This window comes from Mycobacterium sp. SMC-17 (assembly GCF_045310915.1).
Taxonomy (GTDB): Bacteria; Actinomycetota; Actinomycetes; order Mycobacteriales; family Mycobacteriaceae; genus Mycobacterium.
Genome location: NZ_JBJIAK010000002.1, coordinates 248,831 through 268,747 on the forward strand (window position 1 = coordinate 248,831; position 19,917 = coordinate 268,747).

Genomic DNA, 19,917 nt, shown 5'->3' on the forward strand with positions numbered 1-19,917 from the left:
GACTAGGCGGTCTCGGTGATCGGCCGGTCGACCCAGCTCATCAGGTCGCGCAGCTTCTTGCCGGTGACCTCGATCGGGTGCTCGGCGTTGGCCTTGCGCAGACCCTCGAGCTCCTTGTTGCCGCCCTCGACGTTGGCGACCAGGCGCTTGACGAAGGTGCCGTCCTGGATGTCCTTCAGGATGGCGCGCATGCGCTCCTTGGTGTCGGCGTCGATGACCCGCGGGCCCGACAGGTAGCCACCGAACTCAGCGGTGTCGGACACCGAGTAGTTCATGCGGGCGATGCCACCCTCGTACATCAGGTCGACGATGAGCTTGAGCTCGTGCAGCACCTCGAAGTAGGCCATCTCCGGGGCGTAGCCGGCCTCGACCATGACCTCGAAACCGGTCTTGACCAGTTCCTCGGTACCACCACAGAGGACGGCCTGCTCACCGAACAGGTCGGTCTCGGTCTCTTCCTTGAAGGTGGTCTTGATGACGCCGGCGCGGGTGCCGCCGATGCCCTTGGCGTAGGACAGCGCCAGCGCCTGGCCCTCACCCTTGGGGTCCTGGTCGATGGCGATCAGGGCCGGGACGCCCTTGCCGTCGACGAACTGACGACGCACCAGGTGGCCGGGGCCCTTGGGGGCGACCATGCCGATGGTGACGTTGGCCGGGGGCTTGATCAGGCCGAAGTGGATGTTGAGGCCGTGGCCGAAGAACAGCGCGTCGCCGTCCTTGAGGTTGGGCTCGATGTCATTGGTGAAGATCTCGGCCTGCGCGGTGTCGGGCGCCAGCAGCATGATGACGTCGGCCCAGGCGGCCACGTTCGCGGGAGTGTCGACCTCGAGGCCCTGCTCGGTGACCTTCTCGCGGGACTTCGAGCCTTCCTTCAGGCCGACCTTGACCTGCACACCCGAGTCGCGCAGCGAAAGCGAATGCGCGTGTCCCTGGCTGCCGTAGCCGATGACGCCGACCTTGCGCCCCTGGATGATCGACAGGTCCGCATCGTCGTCGTAGAACATCTCAACTGCCACTTGCTTTTCCTTACCCTGTTGTTTCTGTTGTTGAAGCTCTGTTGTTCGAAGATTTACTTGGCCGCGCCGATGCCACGCGGGCCGCGCGCCAACGAAACCACACCGGACTGCACCAGCTCGCGAATACCATACGGCTCCAGAACTCGCAGCAATGCGTCGAGCTTCTCCTGGGTGCCGGTGGCCTCCACGGTCAGCGATTCGGTCGACACGTCGACGACCTTCGCGCGGAACAGGTTGACGGCCTCGATCACCTGACCGCGGGTGCTGGCGTCGGCCCGCACCTTGATCAGCGCCAGCTCACGGGATACGGAGTTGTCCGGCTCCTGCTCCACGATCTTGATGACGTTGATCAGCTTGTTGAGCTGCTTGGTGATCTGCTCGAGCGGCAGCTGCTCTTCCACGCAGACCACGATGGTCATGCGGGACATGTTCTTCTGCTCGGTGGCGCCGACCGCCAGCGACTGGATGTTGAAGCCACGCCGCGAGAACAGCGCCGCCACGCGGGCGAGCACACCGGGGGTGTCCTCGACGAGAACCGAGAGAGTGTGTGTTGTCGCCATGTCGCTTACACCTGATCCTCGTTGTCGAACAGCGGACGGATATCGCGCGCCGCCATGATCTCGTCATTGCTGGTGCCTGCCGCGACCATCGGCCACACCTGGGCGTCGGCCCCGACGATGAAGTCGATGACGACGGGGCGGTCGTTGATCTCACGGGCCTGCCGGATGACGTCCTCGACGTCCTCGGCACGCTCGCAGCGCAGACCGACGCAACCCAGCGCTTCGGCCAGCATCACGAAGTCCGGGATGCGGTGCGAGTGCGTCGACAGGTTGGTCTGGCTGTACCGCTCGTCGTAGAACAGCGTCTGCCACTGCCGCACCATGCCCAGGTTGCCGTTGTTGATCAGCGCAACCTTGATCGGCGCCCCTTCGAGGGCGCAGGTGGCCAGCTCCTGGTTGGTCATCTGGAAGCAGCCGTCACCGTCGATGGCCCACACCTCGGCCTCCGGGCGGGCGAACTTGGCGCCCATCGCGGCCGGGATGGAGAAGCCCATGGTGCCGAGACCGCCCGAGTTCAGCCAGGTCTTCGGGTTCTCGTACTTGATGAACTGTGCGGCCCACATCTGGTGCTGGCCGACGCCCGCCACGTACAGCGCGTCCGGCCCGGCGATCTGGCCCAGCTTCTCGATGACGTACTCCGGCGAGAGGCTGCCGTCGCTCTGCGGGCCGTAGCTCAGCGGGTAGGTGTCCTTGACGCCGTTCAGGTAGGCCCACCAGTCGGCGAGATCGAGCGTGTCGGCGGCAACGCCGTCACGCCGCAGCGCCGCGAGCAGGTCGACGATGACGTTCTTGATGTCACCGACGATCGGCACATCGGCGTGCCGGTTCTTGCCGATCTCGGCGGGGTCGATGTCCGCGTGGATCACCTTGGCGTCGGGTGCGAACGACGACAGCTGGCCTGTGACCCGGTCGTCGAAGCGGGTGCCGAGGGCGATCAGCAGGTCGCTCTTCTGCAGCGCCGCCACGGCGGAGACCGTGCCGTGCATGCCGGGCATGCCCATGTGCTGCGGGTGGCTGTCGGGGAACGCGCCGCGCGCCATCAGGGTGGTGACGACGGGAATGCCGGTCAGCTCGGCGAGTTCCAGCAGCTCCGCGGACGCCTCGCCGCGGATGACGCCGCCACCGACGTACAGCACGGGCTTGCGCGACGCGGCGATCAGCTTGGCGGCCTCACGGATCTGGCGGCTGTGCGGCTTGGTGTTCGGCTTGTAGCCGGGCAGGTCGATGACCGGCGGCCAGCTGAAGGTGCACTGACCTTGCAGCACGTCCTTCGGGATGTCGACGAGGACGGCGCCGGGACGGCCGGAGGCGGCGATGTGGAACGCCTCGGCGATCACCTTCGCGATGTCGTCACCGTTGCGGACCAGGAAGTTGTGCTTCGTGATCGGCATGGTGATGCCGGAGATGTCGGCTTCCTGGAAGGCGTCGGTGCCGATCAGGCCGCGGCCGACCTGGCCGGTGATCGCGACGACCGGGATCGAGTCCATCTGGGCGTCGGCCAGCGGCGTGACCAGGTTGGTGGCGCCCGGGCCCGAGGTGGCCATCATCACGCCGACCTTGCCGGTGGCATGCGCATAGCCCGACGCGGCGTGGCCGGCGCCCTGCTCGTGCCGCACCAGGACGTGGCGCACCTTCTTCGAGTCGAACAGCGGGTCGTAGACCGGCAGCACGGCACCGCCGGGAATGCCGAAGATGGTGTCGACGTCGAGTTCCTCGAGCGACCGGACGACGGCCTGGGCACCGGTCATCTGTTGCGGGGCAACGGCTTTGGAAGAACCGTTCACAGTGCCGCCGAGGCCGCCGGCGCCGTTGGCCTGCTGCGTCGACTCTGGCGGTCGCGTGGTGGGTGCGCTCACTCTTGTCCTCTTGATCGTGTTGCGGTTTTGGCGTTCCCGGGCAAACAAAAAACCCCCGTCAGCGTCTGCTGCTGTACGAGGGTTGCGCGTCGATGCTTGTAGTCGGCTTAGTCAGCCTGGTCACGCACCAACGCGCCCAGTTACTACAAGCAATGCCGAGGTCTGCATAACGGTGACGGTAGTCCTCGCGGTGCACGCAGGTCAAATCAGTTCCTTGCCGGACACACCCGGCAACCGTCCGACCCGCCGCCTGGGAAGATGAGAGGTGTGAGCCGCCGAACCGCCTCGACCGCACCCCGACCCGTCGTGATCAAGATCCCGGGGGTCGCCCATCTGGCGGTGGGGTTCTTCGCCATCGGCCTGCTGGCCCTGGTGTTCGCCGGGCCGGCCTGGTGCGCGGTGCTGCTCGTCATCCCGATCCTGTTGTCGGCGATGGTGATTCGCTACCGCACGGTGGCCGACAAGAAGGGCGTCACGGCACGGTCGCTGCTCGGCAGCCGGACGGTGACGTGGCAGGACATCAAGGGGCTGCGTTTCGACCGCTCCAAATGGGCCAAGGCCGAACTGACCGACGGCACCGAATTGCGCCTGCCGGGTGTGACGTTCGCGTCACTGCCGGTGCTGACGGCCGCCAGCGGCGGCGTCGTGCCCAATCCGTACAACGAGTGAGCCGGCCCCGCGGCCGATCACACGTCGATCCAGCTCAGTGCAGCGGGTTCGACCCGTTCAGCAGCAGCCAGACGCCGACGCCCGCGCCGATCCCGAGCAGCAGGCACAGGATCGACCCGATGAAGGGCCGGCGGGCCCAACCACGTCCGGCGTCGAAGCCGTAGAGCCCCGGCCCGGTCAGGGTCAGCGCCGCGGCCAGCACGATCAGCGTCACGAGGTACTCGTGACCCTCGGGCAGGAAGTACGGGAAGTAGCCGTGCACCGGCTGTGCGGCCACCTCCACGGCGAGTGCGTTGACCAGGTAGCCCAGCGCGACAGCGGCGGCCACCGGCGTGAACAGCCCCAGGACCAACAGGACACCGGCGCCGATCTGCGCCCCGGTGGCGAGATAGGTCAGGATCCCGGCGTGCTGGAAGCCGGCGGCGGCCAGCGCGTGCTCGTACCCGTTCAGGCCCTGCCCGCCCCACCAGCCGAACGCCTTCTGCAGGCCGTGTACCACCAGCCAGGCGCCCAGGCCGACGCGCAGCACCATGAGTCCGAGGTCCTGGGTGCCGCGGCGCTTGGCGACCCGCACCCGGGCGTCGGTCTCGGGGTCGGGTTCGATCTCGGCGGGGCCCAATGCCTGGGACGCCTGCTCCGCATGCCTCTCCCGGGGTTGCACGTACGGCAGCGGCTCGGGTTCGTGCATCAGGTCGAACGCCATCGAGGACGGCGACGGAGACGACGCTGAGGTCACCTCGGTGACGTCTTCCGATGATGCGGTGTCGAACCGTGGGATGGCGGTGGTCGCCGCCGCCTCACCGCCATCCGCACCGCCACTACCGCGGTAGGTCGTGATGGGCAGGTCGTCTTCGGGATCGACCAGGCGTGCCGACGCGGGCCTGGCGGCCGACTCATCGGGCCGTTGCCATGCACGCGGGTCATGGGAAGTACTGGTCATGATTGCCAGGGTAAGTGCAGTTGCACCGCTGACCGTGGATTTAAAGGGTGGTTTGACCGGCTTGTTCACCGGATTTGCCGCGCCCGGCGCACGGCCCCACCGTGGCGAGCACTGCCGAACAGTCCGTAACCTGGCGGGCATGACATTGCGGCGGTCGACGCAGACTGCGCTGACGAAGCCCCGACGCCGGCCTGAGCGCCCCAGCTCCGCACCCGCTCGACGGGTCCTGGCGCTGTGCGCCATCGCTTTGCTGGCGCTCCCGGGCTGCGCCCGTTTCGATTCGGCCGCCTCCGAGCCGTTCACCATCGAGCCCGACCTCGGTGGTGCCCCGAGCTCGACGCCGCCGCCACCGCCGCCGCTGCCGCCGAACCCGTTCCCGAAGGCATGCCCGGCACCGGCTGTCCTGCAGGGCTGTCTCGAGAGCACCAGCGGCCTGATCATGGGCGGCGACAGCAAGTCGGCCATCGTCGCCGAGCGTGTCACCGGCGCCGTCAAGAACATCGCCACCAACGCGGAACCCAAGGTCAAGACCGTGATTCCGGTCGACGCATCCGGTGACGGCGGCCTGATGGACATCGTCCTGTCGCCGAGCTACCAGCAGGACCGGCTGATGTACGCGTACATCACCACCCCCACCGACAACCGGGTGGTCCGGATCGCCGACGGCGACGTCCCCAAGCCCATCCTCACCGGCATCCCCAAGGGCCCCACAGGCAACACCGGAGCACTGATCTTCACCAGCCCGACGACCCTCATGGTGCTCACCGGGGACGCCGGAAACCCTGCCGCCGCGGCCGATCCGGCTTCGCTGGCGGGCAAGCTGCTGCGCATCGAGCAGCCGACGACCGTGGGCCAGGCGCCGCCGACCACCGCGTTGTCGGGCATGGGCGCCGGCGGCGCCCTGTGCATCGACGGCGCCAGCGGGGCGCTGTATGTCACCGACCGCACGCCGACGGCCGATCGGCTGCAGAAGATCACCAAGGACTCGAAGGTGTCCACGGTGTGGAGCTGGCCCGACCGGCCCGGTGTCGCCGGCTGCGTGGCGACCGACAACACCGTCATGGTCAACCTCGTCAACACCAAGAAGACGGTGGCGCTGCGGTTGGCGAAGGACACCGGCGCAGTGACAGGTGATCCCGAGGCGCTGCGCACCGACACCCACGGCCACGTCTTCGCGCTGAAGCTCTCCCCCGACGGCAACATCTGGGGCGCCACGGTGAACAAGACGGCCGGCGACGTCGAGAAGTTCGACGACGTCGTGTTCCCGCTGTTCCCGCAGGGCGGATTCCCGCGTAGCACGGACGACAAGACGTAATTGGCGCCCGACATGAGGGTCGCTCGATGATGCGCGCCTGCCCGGCCGACTTCGCTCGGCTGGCCGGCTACCTGGGCTTTTCCTGCGACGACGATTCCTGGGTCAAGGTGCGCAACCCCCTGACCCTTGCCCACTGGACCATGCCGGTCGTCGAGCTGCTGATGCTGGTCGGCGCGGCACTGGCCCTGGCCTACGCGCTGCGGCGCGTCCGGCGGGACCCGACCGGCATCGCCATCTGGCTGGCGTCGGTGGTCTATGCGCTGGTGACCGAACTCCCCCGGCATCCACCGGACATCTTCGCCGGCACCCGACTCGGGGTCATGTTGGTGCACAACGTGTTCAGCGTCGATTTCGTCGACGGGCGGCTACCGCTGTACATCGTGGCGCTGTACCCGGCGACCATCACGCTCGCCTATGACATCGTCCGCGCCACCGGGGTCTTCGAACGGCGCGGCGCGGTCATCGGCGCCATCTGCGTCGGCTTCGTGCACGGCTGCGTCTACGGCGTGTTCGACCACCTCGGCCCGCAGCTGCGCTGGTGGGTGTGGAACACCGCGAATCCCCTGAATCACCCGACGCTCGGCTGCGTGCCGGTCAGCAGCTGGGTCAGCCTCGCGGTGGTCGGGCCCGCGGCGGTCGCGTTCCTGGTGCATGTCCTGGTCGGGCGCCAGGTGGCCGCGGGCACACCACCGGGTGCGGTGTCGATGGCCTGGCGCATCCCGGTCATCAGCGTGCTGGCACCGGTGATCATGGGACTACTCAGCCTGCCGACGTTGCTCTCCGCCCAGCACAGCGCGACGCAGTACGCGGTCCTCGGGGTAGAGGTGGCGGTGTTCTTCTTCGTGACGGTGCCCGTCCTGATTCAGGACTGGCGGATCACGCGCCACGTCGGCACGCAGCACCCGAGTCCGTACGTGCGGGTGTTCGGGGTGCTGTACCTGCTCACGTTCACGGTGCTCTGGCTGGCCGCGCTGCCCGACTTCGCCGGCGCCATCGACGGCGTCACCGGTGCGGGCACGCCGACCGGCAATCTGCCCTGCGCTGCGGTGTGTTTCGTGATCGCGGGCTACTGCGTCGCGGGCGTCTCGTCATTGCGTCCGCAGGCCACGCCCGCGCCGCAGCCGGCGCTGCGCTAGCTGCAGGCCGCGATCACGAGTTCGCGCACGCGCGCGGCGTCGGCCTGTCCCTTGGTGGCCTTCATAACCGCGCCGACGATCGCACCCGCGGCCTGGACCTTGCCGCCGCGAATCTTGTCGGCGATGTCGGGCTGGGCTGCCAGCGCCTCGTCGATCGCGGCCTGGATGAGCGAATCGTCGCGCACCACAACGAGACCGCGGTCGTTCATGACCTGCTCGGGCTCACCCTCGCCGGCCAGCACGCCCTCGACGACCTGGCGGGCCAGCTTGTTGGACAGCTTGCCGTCGTCGACCAGCTTGACCACCGCGGCGACCTGGGCCGGGGTGATGGCCAGCGCGTCCAGTTCGATGCCGGATTCATTGGCCTTCTGCACCAGGAAGTTGCCCCACCAGGCGCGGGCCGCCTCGCTGGACGCGCCGTGCTCGACGGTCGCGGCCACCAGCTCGACCGCGCCGGCGTTGACGAGGTCACGCATGACCTCGTCCGAGATGCCCCAGTCTTCCTGAATCCGCTTGCGCACCAACCACGGAAGTTCGGGGATGGTGCCGCGCAGCCGCTCCACCAGCTCGTCGGACGGCGCGATGGGCTCCAGGTCCGGCTCCGGGAAGTAGCGGTAGTCCTCGGCGGTTTCCTTGCTGCGGCCGGCCGTGGTGTGCCCGTCCTCGTGGAAGTGCCGGGTCTCCTGCGTGATGGTGCCGCCGGACTGCAGCACGGCGGCCTGCCGGCGCATCTCGTAGCGGACCGCCACCTCGACGCTCTTGAGCGAGTTGACGTTCTTGGTCTCGGTGCGGGTGCCGAACTCCGCGGCGCCCTTGAGCTTGAGCGAGACGTTGGAGTCGCAGCGCATCGAGCCCTGGTCCATGCGGACGTCGGAAACGTCCAAGCCGCGCAACAGGTCCCGCAGCGCGGTGACGTACGCGCGGGCGATCTCCGGGGCGCGCTCGCCGGCGCCCTCGATGGGCTTGGTGACGATCTCCACCAACGGCACGCCGGCCCGGTTGAAGTCGGCCAGCGACGTCGTGGCCCCGGAGATGCGGCCGGTGTCGCTGCCCAGGTGGGTCAGCTTGCCGGTGTCCTCCTCCATGTGAGCGCGCTCGATCTCGACGCGCCAGGTGCTGCCGTCCTCCAGCGGGACGTCGAGGTAGCCGTTGACGGCGATGGGCTCGTCGTACTGACTGATCTGATAGTTCTTCGGCTGATCCGGGTAGAAGTAGTTCTTCCGGGCGAACCGGCCCCACGGCGCGATATCGCAGTTCAGCGCGAGCCCGATCCGGATCGCGGACTCCACGGCCGCCTCGTTGACGACCGGCAGCGCACCGGGCAGACCGAGGCACACCGGGCACACCAGTGTGTTCGGCTCGGCGCCGAACCGGTTCGCACAACCACAGAACATCTTGGTCTCGGTGGACAGCTCGACGTGGACTTCCATGCCCATGACGGGCTCGTACGTCGCGAGGACGTCGTCGTAGTCGAGAAGGTCTGCGTCAGCCATGCGCCTGATCCTAGTTGTCGTTCACCGGCCATTTCCCGGGGCCGGTTACCCTCCGCGGATGCTCGCACGCATCGGCGCCCTGCTGACCACCTTCGCGCTGACGGCCATGCCCGTCGCATCGGCCGATTCCGGCGACTTCGACCTGCAGGCGCACCGCGGCGGACGCGGCGAGACCACCGAGGAATCGCTGCGCGCGTTCACCAAGGCCATCGAGCTGGGTGTCACGACGCTGGAACTCGACATCGTCCTCGCCAAGGACGGTGCACCGATGGTGTGGCACGACCCGGCCATCCAGCCCGAGAAGTGCACCGACACCGGCCCAGCCTTCCCCGGCGACCCGCAATACCCGTACGTCGGCAAGCTCGTCCACGACCTCACGCGGGCCCAGCTGCACACGCTGAACTGCGGCAAGCTGCTCGACGGATTCCCGGCCGCCGAAGTGGTGACCGGCAACAAGATCGCCACCCTCGATCAGGTTTTCGCGCTCGCGGACGCGCACCACGCGGGCGTCCGGTACAACATCGAAACCAAGATCGAAGCCGACAAGCCTGAAAGTTCGGCCACGCCACAGCAATTCGTCGACGTCATCCTCGCCACGGTGCGGGCTGCCGGCAAGGTCGACAAGGTGGAGATCCAGAGTTTCGACTGGCGCACACTGCCGCTCGTCCGCCAGCACGAACCCGGTATCCCCTTGGTGGCGCTCTGGGACGAGACGACCTGGGTGCCGAACTCGGCGTGGACGGCAGACGTGAACCCCGCCGTCGTCACCGATCCGATTGCGGGGGCGGCGTCGGTCGGCGCGAACATCCTGTCGCCCGGCTACTCGGTGCCCTACGGCCTGACGCCGAAGGATCCGGATTTCGCCCTGGTCGCCGACAGCGCATTCATCGATCGCGCACATGCCCGCGGGCTCAAGGTGATTCCGTGGACGATCAACGACGCCGACACCATGAAGGCACAGATCGCGGCCGGCGCCGACGGCATCATCACCGACTATCCGAGCCGGCTGCGCGCGGTGGAATCCGAATTCGGCATGCCACTACCGAAGGCCTACCGCTAGCCGAAGAACTCGGCCGCGTCGTCGTAACGGCTCTGCGGCACGAGCTTGAGTTGCCGGACCGCGTCGGCCAACGGCACCCGGCCGATCTCCTGGCCCTGCAACGACACCATCATCCCGTACTCCCCCGCGTGCGCGGCGTCGGCGGCGTTGATCCCGAACCGGGTCGCCAGCACCCGGTCATGGGGCGTCGGCGTGCCGCCGCGCTGCACGTGACCGAGCACCGTGGTGCGGACTTCCTTGCGGATCCGCTTCTCGATCTCGATGGCCAACTGCTGGGCGACCCCGGTGAATCGCACATGCCCGAATTCGTCAATTCCGCCGTCGCGCAACTGCATTGACCCCTCGGCCGGCCGCGCGCCTTCGGCGACGACGCAGATGAAATGCGAATCTCCGCGTACGAAGCGCTGTTTCACCAGTCGGCACACCTCTTCGACGTCGAACGGCTGCTCCGGGATCAGGGTCATGTGCGCGCCGGCGGCCATGCCGGCGCCGAGCGCGATCCAGCCCGCATGGCGCCCCATCACCTCGACGAGCATCACCCGCTGATGCGACTCGGCCGTGCTGTGCAGCCGGTCGATGGCCTCGGTGGCGATCATCAGCGCGGTGTCGTGGCCGAAAGTGACGTCGGTGCAATCGATGTCGTTGTCGATGGTCTTGGGCACACCCACGACGGGGACGTTCTCTTCGGCCAGCCAGTGCGCCGCCGTCAGCGTGCCTTCGCCGCCGATCGGGATCAGCACGTCGATGCCGTTGTCCTCGAGCGTCTGCTTGATCTGGTCCAGCCCGGCCCGCAGCTTGTCGGGGTTGACGCGCGCCGTGCCCAGCATGGTGCCGCCCTTGGCCAGCAGCCGGTCGTTGCGGTCGTCGTTCTTGAGCTGCTCGCGGCGGTTCTCCAGCAGGCCACGCCAGCCGTCCCGGAACCCGACGACCGTCGAGCCGTACCGGGCATCGCAGGTGCGAACCACCGCCCGGATCACCGCATTCAGGCCAGGACAGTCACCACCACCGGTCAGCACACCTATCCGCATGACCCCATACTGCCCGCTCGCGGGTTCTCGTTCTCGCCGAATGTGCGGCGGGGTCGCCTCTAGAGTGCGGTGGGCAGGGCGCCGCGGGCGGCTTCGTAGGCCGCGCCGACGCGGTACAGCCGGTCGTCGGCCAGGGCCGGTGCCATGATCTGCAGCCCGACCGGCAGGTTGTCGTCCGGCGATAGGCCCGACGGCACCGACATGCCGCAGTGGCCGGCCAGGTTCAGCGGCAGCGTGCACAGGTCGAACAGGTACATCGCCAGCGGGTCGTCGACCTTCTCGCCCAGCCCGAACGCGGTGGTCGGGGTGGTCGGGGTGACCAGCACGTCGACCTTCTCGTAGGCGCGATCGAGGTCGCGCGCGATCAGGGTGCGCACCTTCTGAGCCTGGTTGTAGTAGGCGTCGTAGTACCCCGACGACAGCGCGTAGGTGCCGATCATGATGCGGCGCTTGACTTCTGGCCCGAATCCGGCGGCACGCGTCAGCGCCATGACCTCTTCGGCGCTGTGGGTGCCGTCGTCGCCGACCCGCAGGCCGTAGCGCATCGCGTCGAAGCGCGCGAGGTTCGACGACACCTCGGACGGCAGGATCAGGTAGTAGGCCGCCAGCGAGTAGTCGAAGTTCGGGCAGTCGACCTCGGTGATCTCGGCGCCGAGCTCGGTCAGCTGGTCCACCGCGGTGTTGAACGACGACAGCACGCCGGGCTGGTAACCCTCGCCGGTGTGCAGCTGCTTCACGACACCGATCCGGACGCCCTTGAGGTCGCCCGCGGCGCCGGCCCGGGCCGCCGCGACCACATCGGGCACGGGCGCGTCGACCGAGGTGGAGTCGCGCGGGTCGTGGCCGGCGATCACCTGGTGCAGCAGCGCGGTGTCGAGCACCGTGCGGGCGCACGGGCCGCCCTGATCCAGCGACGACGCGCAGGCGATCAAGCCGTACCGCGAGACGGTGCCGTAGGTGGGTTTGACGCCGACGGTCGCGGTCAGCGCGGCAGGCTGACGGATCGACCCACCGGTGTCGGTGCCGATCGCCAGCGGCGCCTGGAACGCGGCGAGCGCCGCGGCGCTACCGCCACCGGAACCACCCGGCACGCGGTTGACGTCCCACGGATTGCGGGTCGGGCCGTAGGCCGAGTTCTCGGTGGACGACCCCATGGCGAACTCGTCCATGTTGGTCTTGCCGAGGATCGGGATTCCGGCCGCGCGCAGCTTCGCGGTCACGGTCGCGTCGTACGGCGACCGCCAGCCCTCGAGAATCTTCGAGCCGGCCGTGGTCGGCGCGTCGGTGGTGGTGAAAACGTCCTTGAGCGCCAACGGAACACCGGCGAGCGGCGATGCCAGCGGCTCGCCGGCAGCCACCTGCTTGTCGACCGCGGCGGCAGCGGCGAGTGCCTCCTGGGCACCCACATGCAGGAACGCGTGGTAGGTCTCGTCGGTGGCGGCGATCTGGTCCAGGTGCGCCTGGGTGACCTCGGTGGCCGACACGTCGCCGGCGGCGATCTTCTCGCCGAGCGTGGCGGCGTCGAAACGGATCAGGTCGCTCACTCTGCTTCTCCCAAGATGCGGGGCACGGCGAACCGGCCGTCCTCGGCCCGCGGGGCCTGCGCCAGCGCCTGGTCCTGCGTCAGGCTGGCCACCTCGGCGTCGGGCCGGGTGATGTTGACCTCTTTGAGCGGATTGCCGGTCGCCTCGATACCGGTGACGTCGACGGCCTGAATCTTGCCGACGTGCGCCAGGATGGCATCGAGCTGGCCTGCGAAACTGTCCAGCTCACCATCGGTCAGGGCGAGCCGGGCCAGATTCGCCAGATGGGCGACATCGTCCCGGGAAATCTTCGACACGTCGAAACAGCCTAGTGGGGAGCCCGATGGGCGCCGCGACGGGGAACGTATCCGTGACACGCGCCGCACCGGCACGTCCTGCCATCGCCACGACGCTGTGCAACAGTTGTCGCGTGTCCTCCTATCTGCTGCGGGTGCAGCTCGAAGACCGCCCCGGTAGCCTCGGCTCGCTGGCGGTGGCTCTCGGCTCGGTGGGCGCCGACATCCTGTCGCTCGACGTCGTCGAGCGCGGTCCGGGCTACGCGATCGACGATCTGGTGGTCGAACTGCCGCTCGGGTCCATGCCCGACGCCCTGATCACCGCCGCGGAGGCCCTCAAGGGCGTGTACGTGGACAGCATTCGGCCCCACACCGGGTTGCTCGAGGCCCATCGCGAGCTGGAACTCATCGACCACGTGGCGGCCGCCAAAGGCAAGGCCGCGCGCCTCCAGACGCTGGCCGACGAGGCACCGCGCGTGTTGCGGGTCGGGTGGTGTGTCGTGGTGGCCGGCGGCAAGGACGGCGTGGCGCCCCATCGCATCACCGGCAGTCCGGGCGCGCCCGAGACGCTCGCCAGCTCAGCGCCGTGGCTGCCGCTCGAGCACGCCGCCGCACTGGACGCCACCGGCGACTGGGTGCCGCAGTTCTGGCAGGACATCGACACCACCCTGGCCGCCGCGCCGTTGGGTGACCCCCACACGGCGATCATGCTGGGCCGCCCGGGTGGGCCGGCCTTCCGTCCGTCTGAGGTCGCGCGGCTGGGGTATCTCGCCGGCATCGTCGCGACCATCGTGCGATAGCGGTCAGCGGTAGCGCACCGAGGCGACGAGCACCGCGGTCAGCGCCGCGCTGACCGCCGGCCGAGCAAGGCCGAGCCCACCGGCCTGACTTGCGTTGGTCAGCAGGAAGGCGACCGCCGCGCCCAACGGACGAGTCAGGACAAAACAACCCCAGAAGCCCGCCGTCGACATGCCACCGGACAAGCGGCATGTCACCGCCACACCGGCGATCAGCACTGCCCACAGCACGAGCTGAAGAACCGGGTCGGGCAAGATGCGAGTCGGCGTCATGTGGGTCAGCGCAGTCCCGATTCCGAACGCCGCCAGAGCGGTTGCCCAGAACCAGCATTCGGCTCGCCGGGTGCGGACAGCGATCAACTCCGTCATTCCGACGTGCGCATGCCCGAGCGCCAGCAGTCCCACGACGCCGGCGCAACAAACGACAGCGATCACCAGGTACCGCAGACCGAACGCGACGTGCAACCCGTTCGCGATCTCCGTGCCCACCGCACTGGTCGCCAGCATCGCGAGCCAGAATGCCCACGGCCGCAAGCGGTCTGCGCGCAGTTGAACCAACAGCGCTACGGCGCATGCCGCCACCAGCAGCGTTGTCGCGATCCAGCGGCCCAGGTGGTCGTAGAGGTGGTCCGGCCAGAACACCGATGCGGCGGTGATCAACGTCTTGCTCACCCAGAATCGCGTGGTGATTGCCGGGATTCTGCGGGACATCGGCGCCGCCATCGAGCTCAGAGCGCGTCCGGCCCCTCTTCCAACAACCGCCGGAAGCCGTCTTCGTCGAGAATCGGCACGCCGAGTTCGACAGCCTTGTCGTACTTGGATCCCGGCGCGTCGCCGGCCACCACGTAGGCGGTCTTCTTCGACACCGAACCCGCCGCCTTGCCGCCGCGCACCAGGATCGCCTCTTTGGCCTCGTCCCGCGAGAACCCGGTCAGCGAGCCGGTCACCACGATCGACAGGCCTTCCAGCGTGCGCTCGATGCTCGCGTCGCGTTCGTCGGCCATGCGCACGCCCGCCGCGCGCCACTTGTCGACGATGGCACGGTGCCAGTCGACGGTGAACCAGTCGATCACGGCGGCGGCGATGGTGGGGCCGACGCCCTCGACAGCGGCCAGCCGCTCCTCGGAGGCTTCGGTGATCGCTTGCAGGTCACCGAATTCCGCGGCCAGCGCCCGAGCGGCCGTCGGACCGACGTGCCGGATGGACAGCGCCACCAGCACCCGCCACAACGGCTGTTGCTTGGCCTTGCCGAGGTTGGCCAGCAGCCTGGCTCCGTTGGCCGAGAGCTCGCCCTTCTGGGTCTTGAACAGGCTGGTGCGCAACAGGTCGTCTTGCGTGAGGTTGAAGACGTCGCCCTCATCGGTGATGACGCCGGCTGCCAGCAGTGCGGTGGCCGCCTCGTAGCCGAGGCCCTCGATGTCGAAGGCGCCGCGGCCCGCGACGTGGAAAACCCGCTCACGCAGCTGCGCGGGGCAGGATCGGGTGTTGGGGCAGCGGATGTCGGCGTCACCCTCCTTCGACGGCGCCAGCGTGCTACCGCATTCGGGACACGTTGCGGGCATGACGAATTCACGTTCAGTACCGTCACGCAGATCGACGACCGGGCCGAGCACCTCGGGGATGACGTCGCCGGCCTTGCGGATCACCACGGTGTCGCCGATCAGCACGCCCTTGCGCTTCACCTCGGTGGCGTTGTGCAACGTCGCGAGCCCGACCGTTGAACCTGCGACGGTGACGGGCTCCATGTACGCGAACGGCGTGACGCGGCCGGTACGGCCCACACTCACCCGGATGTCGAGCAGCTTGGTGGTGACCTCCTCGGGCGGGTACTTGTACGCGATGGCCCACCGCGGCGCCCGGCTGGTGGCGCCGAGGCGGCGCTGCAGCGTGCGGTCGTCCAATTTGACCACCAGACCGTCGATTTCGTGATCGACGTCATGACGGTGCTCGCCCCAGTACGCGACGCGTTCGGCCACCGCCGCGATGCCGGTGACGCGGGTTGTGTGGTCCGACACCGGCAGCCCCCATGCCTGCAGCGCACGGTACGCGTCGTGCAGCGATGCCGGCTCGAAGCCTTCGGTGTAGCCCAGACCGTGGCAGATCATGTGCAGCCGGCGACGTGCGGTGACGGCAGGATTCTTCTGTCGCAGCGACCCGGCGGCACTGTTGCGCGGATTGGCGAACGGCGCCTTGCCCTCCTCGATGAGGCTGACGTTGAGCGCGGCGAAATCCTCCACACGGAAGTACACCTCACCGCGGACTTCCAGCACCGCCGGCACCGGGAATTCGTCGGTGCCGGTCAGCTGCTCCGGTACGTCGGTGATGGTGCGGGCGTTGAGCGTGACATCCTCGCCCGTGCGGCCGTCGCCGCGCGTGGCGCCCCGGACCAGCTTGCCGTCGCGGTAGACCAGTGCCAGCGCGACGCCGTCGACCTTGAGCTCGCAGAGGTACTCGAGTTCGCGGCCCAGCTCGTTGGTGAGCCGCGCGGCCCACGCCGTCAGCTCATCGGTGTTGAAGGCATTGTCTAGCGACAGCATCCGCTCCAGGTGCTGTGCCTCGCCGAACTCGGTCGCGAACCCGGCGCCGCCGACCAGCTGCGTCGGCGAATCCGGCGTCCGCAGCTCGGGGTACCGCTCTTCGATCTCCTGCAATTCACCGAGCAGCTTGTCGAACTCACCGTCGGAGATGATCGGTGCATCTTTGACGTAGTAGCGGAACTGGTGACCGCGGACTTCTTCGGCCAGTTCCTGCCATTGCCGGCGCACGTCGGGATCGGGTGAGCTCACCCGGTAAGGCTAGCGAAGGGCTGTGACATCAAGCCGCGATGATCCCCGCCGACGTGCCGCATGCCACGAGGACCGTGCAAGCAGCTGCCGGGGCCGGGTCCTCGGTACCGACCAGCGGCGGCAGCGGCGGGATGAAGATCGGCACGAGGCTGGCCCCGGTGACTCCGGTCAGCCTGGCGACGACCTGCGCGACGACGTTCGTCGCGGCGTACGTCAGGCTGCCGACCAGCTGCACGGGCACGGTCATCGCCTGTGCCAGCGGGCTGATGACGAAGATGTTCTTCTCGGCGATCGACCGCAACTGCGCCGTCACCTGCTGGAACGCCTGGTTGAGGAAGTAGGGCACGGACGCGGCGACGGTGCGCACGCCGAGCGTCAGGTCGGTGCCGATGTTGGGGTACCCGTACTTGCCGATGACGTCCAGCACGGCGGCCCGCAGTGCCGCGTCGTCGTCGATCGGCGTGACGGTGCTGCCGCCGAGGCCCGTGATGGAGACGCCGTCGGACTTGGGCGCCGGCGTGCCGCCGAACAACGTCACGACCGTCGGGGTGACGTCGACGATCTGGTATTTCAGGTTGACGCCACCGGCGGTGAACAGATCGGGATTGTTGGCGATGACGAAAGTCGATGTCTCATTGGGTGATTGGAACCCATGGCCGAAGCCCTTGCTGTCCTGGTGACCGTGGTCGGTGACGACGATGACGGTCCACTGCTCGCCGGTCGCCGCTTCCCAGTCGTTGACCGACTGCATGATCTCGCCGATGTTGCGGTCGACGTTCCGCACCGCCTCGGCGTATGCCGTGGACGCGCCGCCGTAGTTGTGCCCGTTCTCGTCGACGCCGACGAAGTAGCTGAACACGAAGTTCGGCTTGTTCGGGTCGGCGGCGGCGATCGCGGCCTCGGTCGCGTCGCCGACGGCGTCGTCGGTGAGCGACCAGTTGGAGTCACCCGCGATGTGCGAGATGTTGACGACGTGGTCGGCGCCGACCGAACCCGACACGGCGATGGCCGAGATGACGTCCCAGTTCGCGATCGCCGTGGTCTGGATGCCGGGATTGAACGTCTCCAGTTGGTTGAACACCGTCGGGAACCGGTTGTAGACCGCTGGATTGAAGATGTTGTTGATGACGCCGGTCCTCTCACCCCAGACGCCGGTGAGGATGGCGGTCCATGACGGATTGCTGATCGTGGTGTGCCCGACGATGCTCGCCGGTGCCGTGGTGCCGCCCTGCATGAGCTGGAAGAAGTTGGCGTTGGCCGGGTCGGCCAGCACCCGGCTCAGATTGGTGCCGTCGACGCCGATCACCAGCACATTGGGTGTGGTGTCGGCGAGCGTCGAAACCGACTGCGGCGCAACGGCACTGGTTGGCTTGAGGGTCTTGCGTTCCAGTTCGTCGCGCACCGCGGCGAGGGCCACCAGCACCGATGTCGAGCTGAGCGGAGACACCGGCGCCTGCAGCGACCGCAGGGCCCTGGTGAGTTTGGCGATGGGATCTGCCGACACCGCGGCCACCTTGACCGTGGGCTGTGCGGAGCTCGCTTGCGTCGAGATCGCGGCGGTGACTGTCGGCGTGCCGGCAGTCTTGGCCGCGGCCGTCGGGTGCTCTTCGCGGTTGAGGCCGGCGACGCGCGGCGGGGCTGTCCGCGGCGCGGGCTTCGTGCGCTCGGCGGCCTTCATCTGGTTGGCGGCGGGCTGGTCAGCGGCGGGCTTGTCGGCGGTGGGCTTGTCGCGCTTCTTGTCCGGCTTTCCGGCCTGTTCCTCGTTGGCGGGCTTCGACTTCGACTTGGCGGGCTTGCGCTGCTTTTTCGGCTTCTTGGCAGGAGCGGCTGCCGCCTGGGATGCCTGCGAGGTCGAGGAGGTCTGGGATGTCGATCCCGCCCCGGCTCCCGATCCTGTGGCGTCAGCCCAGGCCGGGCAGTCGCTCCACCCCGCGAGCGCGGTTCCGATCCCCAGGGCGACCGCCAGTCCCCCGACCCGGCCAATGCATCTTCCCGCTGTCATCCGGAATGTATAACGCGCGACAATTATCGGCCGCACAGGAATCGCGAACCTGACGCACAGTCATCTCGAAGGTTGGGCACCCTCCGCCCCGCCGCGGGTTACCGTGGCAACGTGCCGCATCCGATCATGTTCGACGATGACGACCCCGGCCTGGCAGAGCTGCGCGCGGTCGCGCTGAGCTTTCCCGAGGCCTTCGAGAAGGTGTCGTGGGGCCGGCCGGTGTTCTGCGCGCCCAAGATGTTCGCGATGTACGGCGGCAATTCGAAGACGACGGGCGAGATGGTCGCCTACCCGCATTCCCTGCTGGTCAAGGTCGACGAGTCCGACCGCGCAGCACTGGAACAGGATTCGCGCTTCTACTACCCCGCCTACATGGGTCCGTCAGGCTGGCTCGGGCTGGATTTCACCGCGGCGAAGGTCGACTGGGACGAGGTCCGAGAACTGCTCGACGCATCGTTCCGGCTCGTCGCGACCAAGCGATTGATCAAGCTGCTCGACGCGCAATGAGGTAGGCCTGCGGCGTGGATTCGGCCGCGTCTTCGTCGGGTTGCCGGACCGTTTCCGCATAGACGCGAAACCCGCTGTCCGACAACACGTCTGCGACGAGCTCGGGCCGCCGGCGGATGAACGTCAAGTGCACCGACTCGCCGTCGAAGTCCGTCAGCACCCGCGGCTCATCACCGACCTGAAATGCCAACAGCAACACCCCGCCCGGCGACAGGACCCGGTGGAACTCGGCGAAGACTCGCGACAGGTACTCATCCGGAACATGGATGATCGAGTACCAGGCACAGAGCCCGCCGACGCTGCCCTCGGCCACGTCGAGGTCGAGCATCGACCCGACGCGGAACTCCAGAGCCGGATTGTGCTGCCGCGCCTGCGCGATCATGTTGGGAGACAGATCGATTCCGGTGACGTCGAGGCCGGCCGCTGCCAGTGCCGCAGTGGCCACACCGGTGCCGCAGCCCACGTCCAGCACGCTGGCCCCGCGGTCCACCAGTTCGGCGAACGCGCCGATCATGGCCCGGTCCACCGGCCGGTCGTCGAGATGGTCTTGGAACCGAGCGACGTAGTGCGCGGCCGCACGGTCGTAGCCGTCGCGGGTCGCGGCCAGGAAACCGGGCATCGGCCAACGGTACGCGGGAATGCCGACACGGTCGACCGGACGCGCAGCTACCGCAGCGCGACCTGGTCTCGTGCTGCCGGGGGTCATCGCGCGTCGATCGGCGCTGAATCACTCTGCAGGACTGTCGCTTTCACCATCATTAGCGTCGCCCTCGGCTGGATACAGTGTCGGACGGTGGTAGTGGTTGGTTCGTGGTTGGCCGACGTCCAGTAGTGGTGGTGGGGTCCAGTGGGTGCGGCCGTGGGGGCCCATGGTGGTGGTCCAGCCGCCGGTGTCGGCCAGGCGGTTGTCGCGGCCGCAGGCCAGGGTCATGG

General features: G+C 68.2%; 18 protein-coding genes and 1 pseudogene. 6 read left to right on the forward strand and 13 right to left on the reverse strand.

The window, feature by feature from the left end:
* Nucleotides 1–2: 2 nt before the first annotated feature.
* The 3 genes from ilvC to ACJH7A_RS02485 form a co-directional block, all read right to left on the reverse strand.
* Nucleotides 3–1,004, reverse strand: coding sequence for a ketol-acid reductoisomerase (ilvC, locus tag ACJH7A_RS02475; protein ID WP_171024507.1), 1,002 nt, complete (start codon nucleotides 1,002–1,004; stop codon nucleotides 3–5).
* A 65-nt stretch (nucleotides 1,005–1,069) separates the two neighbouring features.
* Nucleotides 1,070–1,576: an acetolactate synthase small subunit gene (ilvN, locus tag ACJH7A_RS02480; protein ID WP_318985942.1), complete on the reverse strand. Its 507-nt coding sequence runs from the start codon at nucleotides 1,574–1,576 to the stop codon at nucleotides 1,070–1,072.
* 5 nt (nucleotides 1,577–1,581) lie between these two features.
* Nucleotides 1,582–3,360, reverse strand: a complete 1,779-nt coding sequence (locus ACJH7A_RS02485) for an acetolactate synthase large subunit (RefSeq protein ID WP_406801388.1) — start codon at nucleotides 3,358–3,360, stop codon at nucleotides 1,582–1,584.
* A gap of 330 nt (nucleotides 3,361–3,690) precedes the next feature.
* Between ACJH7A_RS02485 and ACJH7A_RS02490 the strand changes: the two genes are divergently transcribed.
* The gene (locus ACJH7A_RS02490) at nucleotides 3,691–4,101 is read left to right on the forward strand and encodes a PH domain-containing protein (RefSeq protein WP_318985940.1); all 411 of its coding nucleotides are present in this window, start codon (nucleotides 3,691–3,693) and stop codon (nucleotides 4,099–4,101) included.
* 34 nt (nucleotides 4,102–4,135) lie between these two features.
* Here ACJH7A_RS02490 and ACJH7A_RS02495 read toward each other — a convergent pair whose 3' ends face one another.
* Complete coding sequence (locus tag ACJH7A_RS02495; protein WP_406801380.1) at nucleotides 4,136–5,041, reverse strand: DoxX family protein; 906 nt, start codon at nucleotides 5,039–5,041, stop codon at nucleotides 4,136–4,138.
* Between the two features lie 139 nt (nucleotides 5,042–5,180).
* On the opposite strand from ACJH7A_RS02495, the gene ACJH7A_RS02500 reads away from it, so the two are divergent.
* Both ACJH7A_RS02500 and ACJH7A_RS02505 read left to right on the forward strand, forming a co-directional pair.
* Nucleotides 5,181–6,356 carry a PQQ-dependent sugar dehydrogenase gene (locus ACJH7A_RS02500; protein ID WP_217267685.1) on the forward strand — a complete coding sequence of 392 codons (1,176 nt, stop codon included), beginning with the start codon at nucleotides 5,181–5,183 and terminating at the stop codon, nucleotides 6,354–6,356.
* A gap of 26 nt (nucleotides 6,357–6,382) precedes the next feature.
* On the forward strand, nucleotides 6,383–7,492 hold the full coding sequence (locus ACJH7A_RS02505; protein ID WP_406801381.1) for a hypothetical protein: 1,110 nt from the start codon (nucleotides 6,383–6,385) through the stop codon (nucleotides 7,490–7,492).
* Here the strand turns inward: ACJH7A_RS02505 and gatB are convergent.
* Entirely contained in the window at nucleotides 7,489–8,985 is a 1,497-nt protein-coding gene (gene gatB / locus ACJH7A_RS02510; RefSeq protein WP_212811952.1) for an Asp-tRNA(Asn)/Glu-tRNA(Gln) amidotransferase subunit GatB, read from the reverse strand. The genes ACJH7A_RS02505 and gatB overlap by 4 nt on opposite strands.
* A gap of 58 nt (nucleotides 8,986–9,043) precedes the next feature.
* Between gatB and ACJH7A_RS02515 the strand changes: the two genes are divergently transcribed.
* Nucleotides 9,044–10,045: a glycerophosphodiester phosphodiesterase family protein gene (locus ACJH7A_RS02515; protein ID WP_406801382.1), complete on the forward strand. Its 1,002-nt coding sequence runs from the start codon at nucleotides 9,044–9,046 to the stop codon at nucleotides 10,043–10,045.
* Here ACJH7A_RS02515 and ACJH7A_RS02520 read toward each other — a convergent pair.
* The 3 genes from ACJH7A_RS02520 to gatC are packed head-to-tail and all read right to left on the reverse strand — an operon-like array spanning nucleotide 10,042 to nucleotide 12,913.
* Nucleotides 10,042–11,073, reverse strand: coding sequence for an ATP-dependent 6-phosphofructokinase (locus ACJH7A_RS02520; RefSeq protein ID WP_029105781.1), 1,032 nt, complete (start codon nucleotides 11,071–11,073; stop codon nucleotides 10,042–10,044). The two genes, ACJH7A_RS02515 and ACJH7A_RS02520, sit on opposite strands and share 4 nt — an antisense overlap.
* Before the next feature lie 59 nt (nucleotides 11,074–11,132).
* Nucleotides 11,133–12,617: an Asp-tRNA(Asn)/Glu-tRNA(Gln) amidotransferase subunit GatA gene (gene gatA / locus ACJH7A_RS02525; protein WP_212811954.1), complete on the reverse strand. Its 1,485-nt coding sequence runs from the start codon at nucleotides 12,615–12,617 to the stop codon at nucleotides 11,133–11,135.
* Nucleotides 12,614–12,913: an Asp-tRNA(Asn)/Glu-tRNA(Gln) amidotransferase subunit GatC gene (gene gatC / locus ACJH7A_RS02530; RefSeq protein ID WP_212811955.1), complete on the reverse strand. Its 300-nt coding sequence runs from the start codon at nucleotides 12,911–12,913 to the stop codon at nucleotides 12,614–12,616. Before gatC ends, gatA begins: the two co-directional genes overlap by 4 nt.
* Nucleotides 12,914–13,026: 113 nt before the next feature.
* On the opposite strand from gatC, the gene ACJH7A_RS02535 reads away from it, so the two are divergent.
* Nucleotides 13,027–13,692, forward strand: a complete 666-nt coding sequence (locus ACJH7A_RS02535; RefSeq protein WP_318985936.1) for an amino acid-binding protein — start codon at nucleotides 13,027–13,029, stop codon at nucleotides 13,690–13,692.
* A gap of 3 nt (nucleotides 13,693–13,695) precedes the next feature.
* Here the strand turns inward: ACJH7A_RS02535 and ACJH7A_RS02540 are convergent, their stop codons facing one another.
* The 3 genes from ACJH7A_RS02540 to ACJH7A_RS02550 are packed head-to-tail and all read right to left on the reverse strand — an operon-like array spanning nucleotide 13,696 to nucleotide 18,477.
* The gene (locus ACJH7A_RS02540) at nucleotides 13,696–14,400 is read right to left on the reverse strand and encodes a hypothetical protein (protein ID WP_318985935.1); all 705 of its coding nucleotides are present in this window, start codon (nucleotides 14,398–14,400) and stop codon (nucleotides 13,696–13,698) included.
* Nucleotides 14,401–14,417: 17 nt separating this feature from the next.
* On the reverse strand, nucleotides 14,418–16,475 hold the full coding sequence (gene ligA / locus ACJH7A_RS02545; RefSeq protein WP_318985934.1) for an NAD-dependent DNA ligase LigA: 2,058 nt from the start codon (nucleotides 16,473–16,475) through the stop codon (nucleotides 14,418–14,420).
* 28 nt (nucleotides 16,476–16,503) lie between these two features.
* The gene (locus tag ACJH7A_RS02550; protein WP_346415715.1) at nucleotides 16,504–18,477 is read right to left on the reverse strand and encodes an alkaline phosphatase family protein; all 1,974 of its coding nucleotides are present in this window, start codon (nucleotides 18,475–18,477) and stop codon (nucleotides 16,504–16,506) included.
* 111 nt (nucleotides 18,478–18,588) lie between these two features.
* On the opposite strand from ACJH7A_RS02550, the gene ACJH7A_RS02555 reads away from it, so the two are divergent.
* Complete coding sequence (locus tag ACJH7A_RS02555; protein WP_029105782.1) at nucleotides 18,589–18,984, forward strand: MmcQ/YjbR family DNA-binding protein; 396 nt, start codon at nucleotides 18,589–18,591, stop codon at nucleotides 18,982–18,984.
* On the opposite strand, the gene ACJH7A_RS02560 is transcribed toward ACJH7A_RS02555, so the two are convergent.
* Both ACJH7A_RS02560 and ACJH7A_RS02565 read right to left on the reverse strand, forming a co-directional pair.
* The gene (locus ACJH7A_RS02560) at nucleotides 18,962–19,603 is read right to left on the reverse strand and encodes a class I SAM-dependent methyltransferase (RefSeq protein ID WP_406801383.1); all 642 of its coding nucleotides are present in this window, start codon (nucleotides 19,601–19,603) and stop codon (nucleotides 18,962–18,964) included. The genes ACJH7A_RS02555 and ACJH7A_RS02560 overlap by 23 nt on opposite strands.
* Nucleotides 19,604–19,711: 108 nt before the next feature.
* Nucleotides 19,712–19,917: pseudogene (locus tag ACJH7A_RS02565) on the reverse strand (HNH endonuclease); the annotation flags it as partial.

What these genes read in the sequence shown, in the direction of transcription:
- ilvC (WP_171024507.1), bottom strand. Translation starts at nt 1,004, where the DNA reads ATGTTCTACGACGACGATGCGGACCTGTCGATCATCCAGGGGCGCAAG.
- ilvN (WP_318985942.1), bottom strand. Translation starts at nt 1,576, where the DNA reads ATGGCGACAACACACACTCTCTCGGTTCTCGTCGAGGACACCCCCGGT.
- ACJH7A_RS02490 (WP_318985940.1), top strand. Translation starts at nt 3,691, where the DNA reads ATGAGAGGTGTGAGCCGCCGAACCGCCTCGACCGCACCCCGACCCGTC.
- ACJH7A_RS02495 (WP_406801380.1), bottom strand. Translation starts at nt 5,041, where the DNA reads ATGACCAGTACTTCCCATGACCCGCGTGCATGGCAACGGCCCGATGAG.
- ACJH7A_RS02500 (WP_217267685.1), top strand. Translation starts at nt 5,181, where the DNA reads ATGACATTGCGGCGGTCGACGCAGACTGCGCTGACGAAGCCCCGACGC.
- ACJH7A_RS02505 (WP_406801381.1), top strand. Translation starts at nt 6,383, where the DNA reads ATGATGCGCGCCTGCCCGGCCGACTTCGCTCGGCTGGCCGGCTACCTG.
- gatB (WP_212811952.1), bottom strand. Translation starts at nt 8,985, where the DNA reads ATGGCTGACGCAGACCTTCTCGACTACGACGACGTCCTCGCGACGTAC.
- ACJH7A_RS02515 (WP_406801382.1), top strand. Translation starts at nt 9,044, where the DNA reads ATGCTCGCACGCATCGGCGCCCTGCTGACCACCTTCGCGCTGACGGCC.
- ACJH7A_RS02520 (WP_029105781.1), bottom strand. Translation starts at nt 11,073, where the DNA reads ATGCGGATAGGTGTGCTGACCGGTGGTGGTGACTGTCCTGGCCTGAAT.
- ACJH7A_RS02540 (WP_318985935.1), bottom strand. Translation starts at nt 14,400, where the DNA reads ATGTCCCGCAGAATCCCGGCAATCACCACGCGATTCTGGGTGAGCAAG.
- ACJH7A_RS02550 (WP_346415715.1), bottom strand. Translation starts at nt 18,477, where the DNA reads ATGACAGCGGGAAGATGCATTGGCCGGGTCGGGGGACTGGCGGTCGCC.
- ACJH7A_RS02560 (WP_406801383.1), bottom strand. Translation starts at nt 19,603, where the DNA reads ATGCCCGGTTTCCTGGCCGCGACCCGCGACGGCTACGACCGTGCGGCC.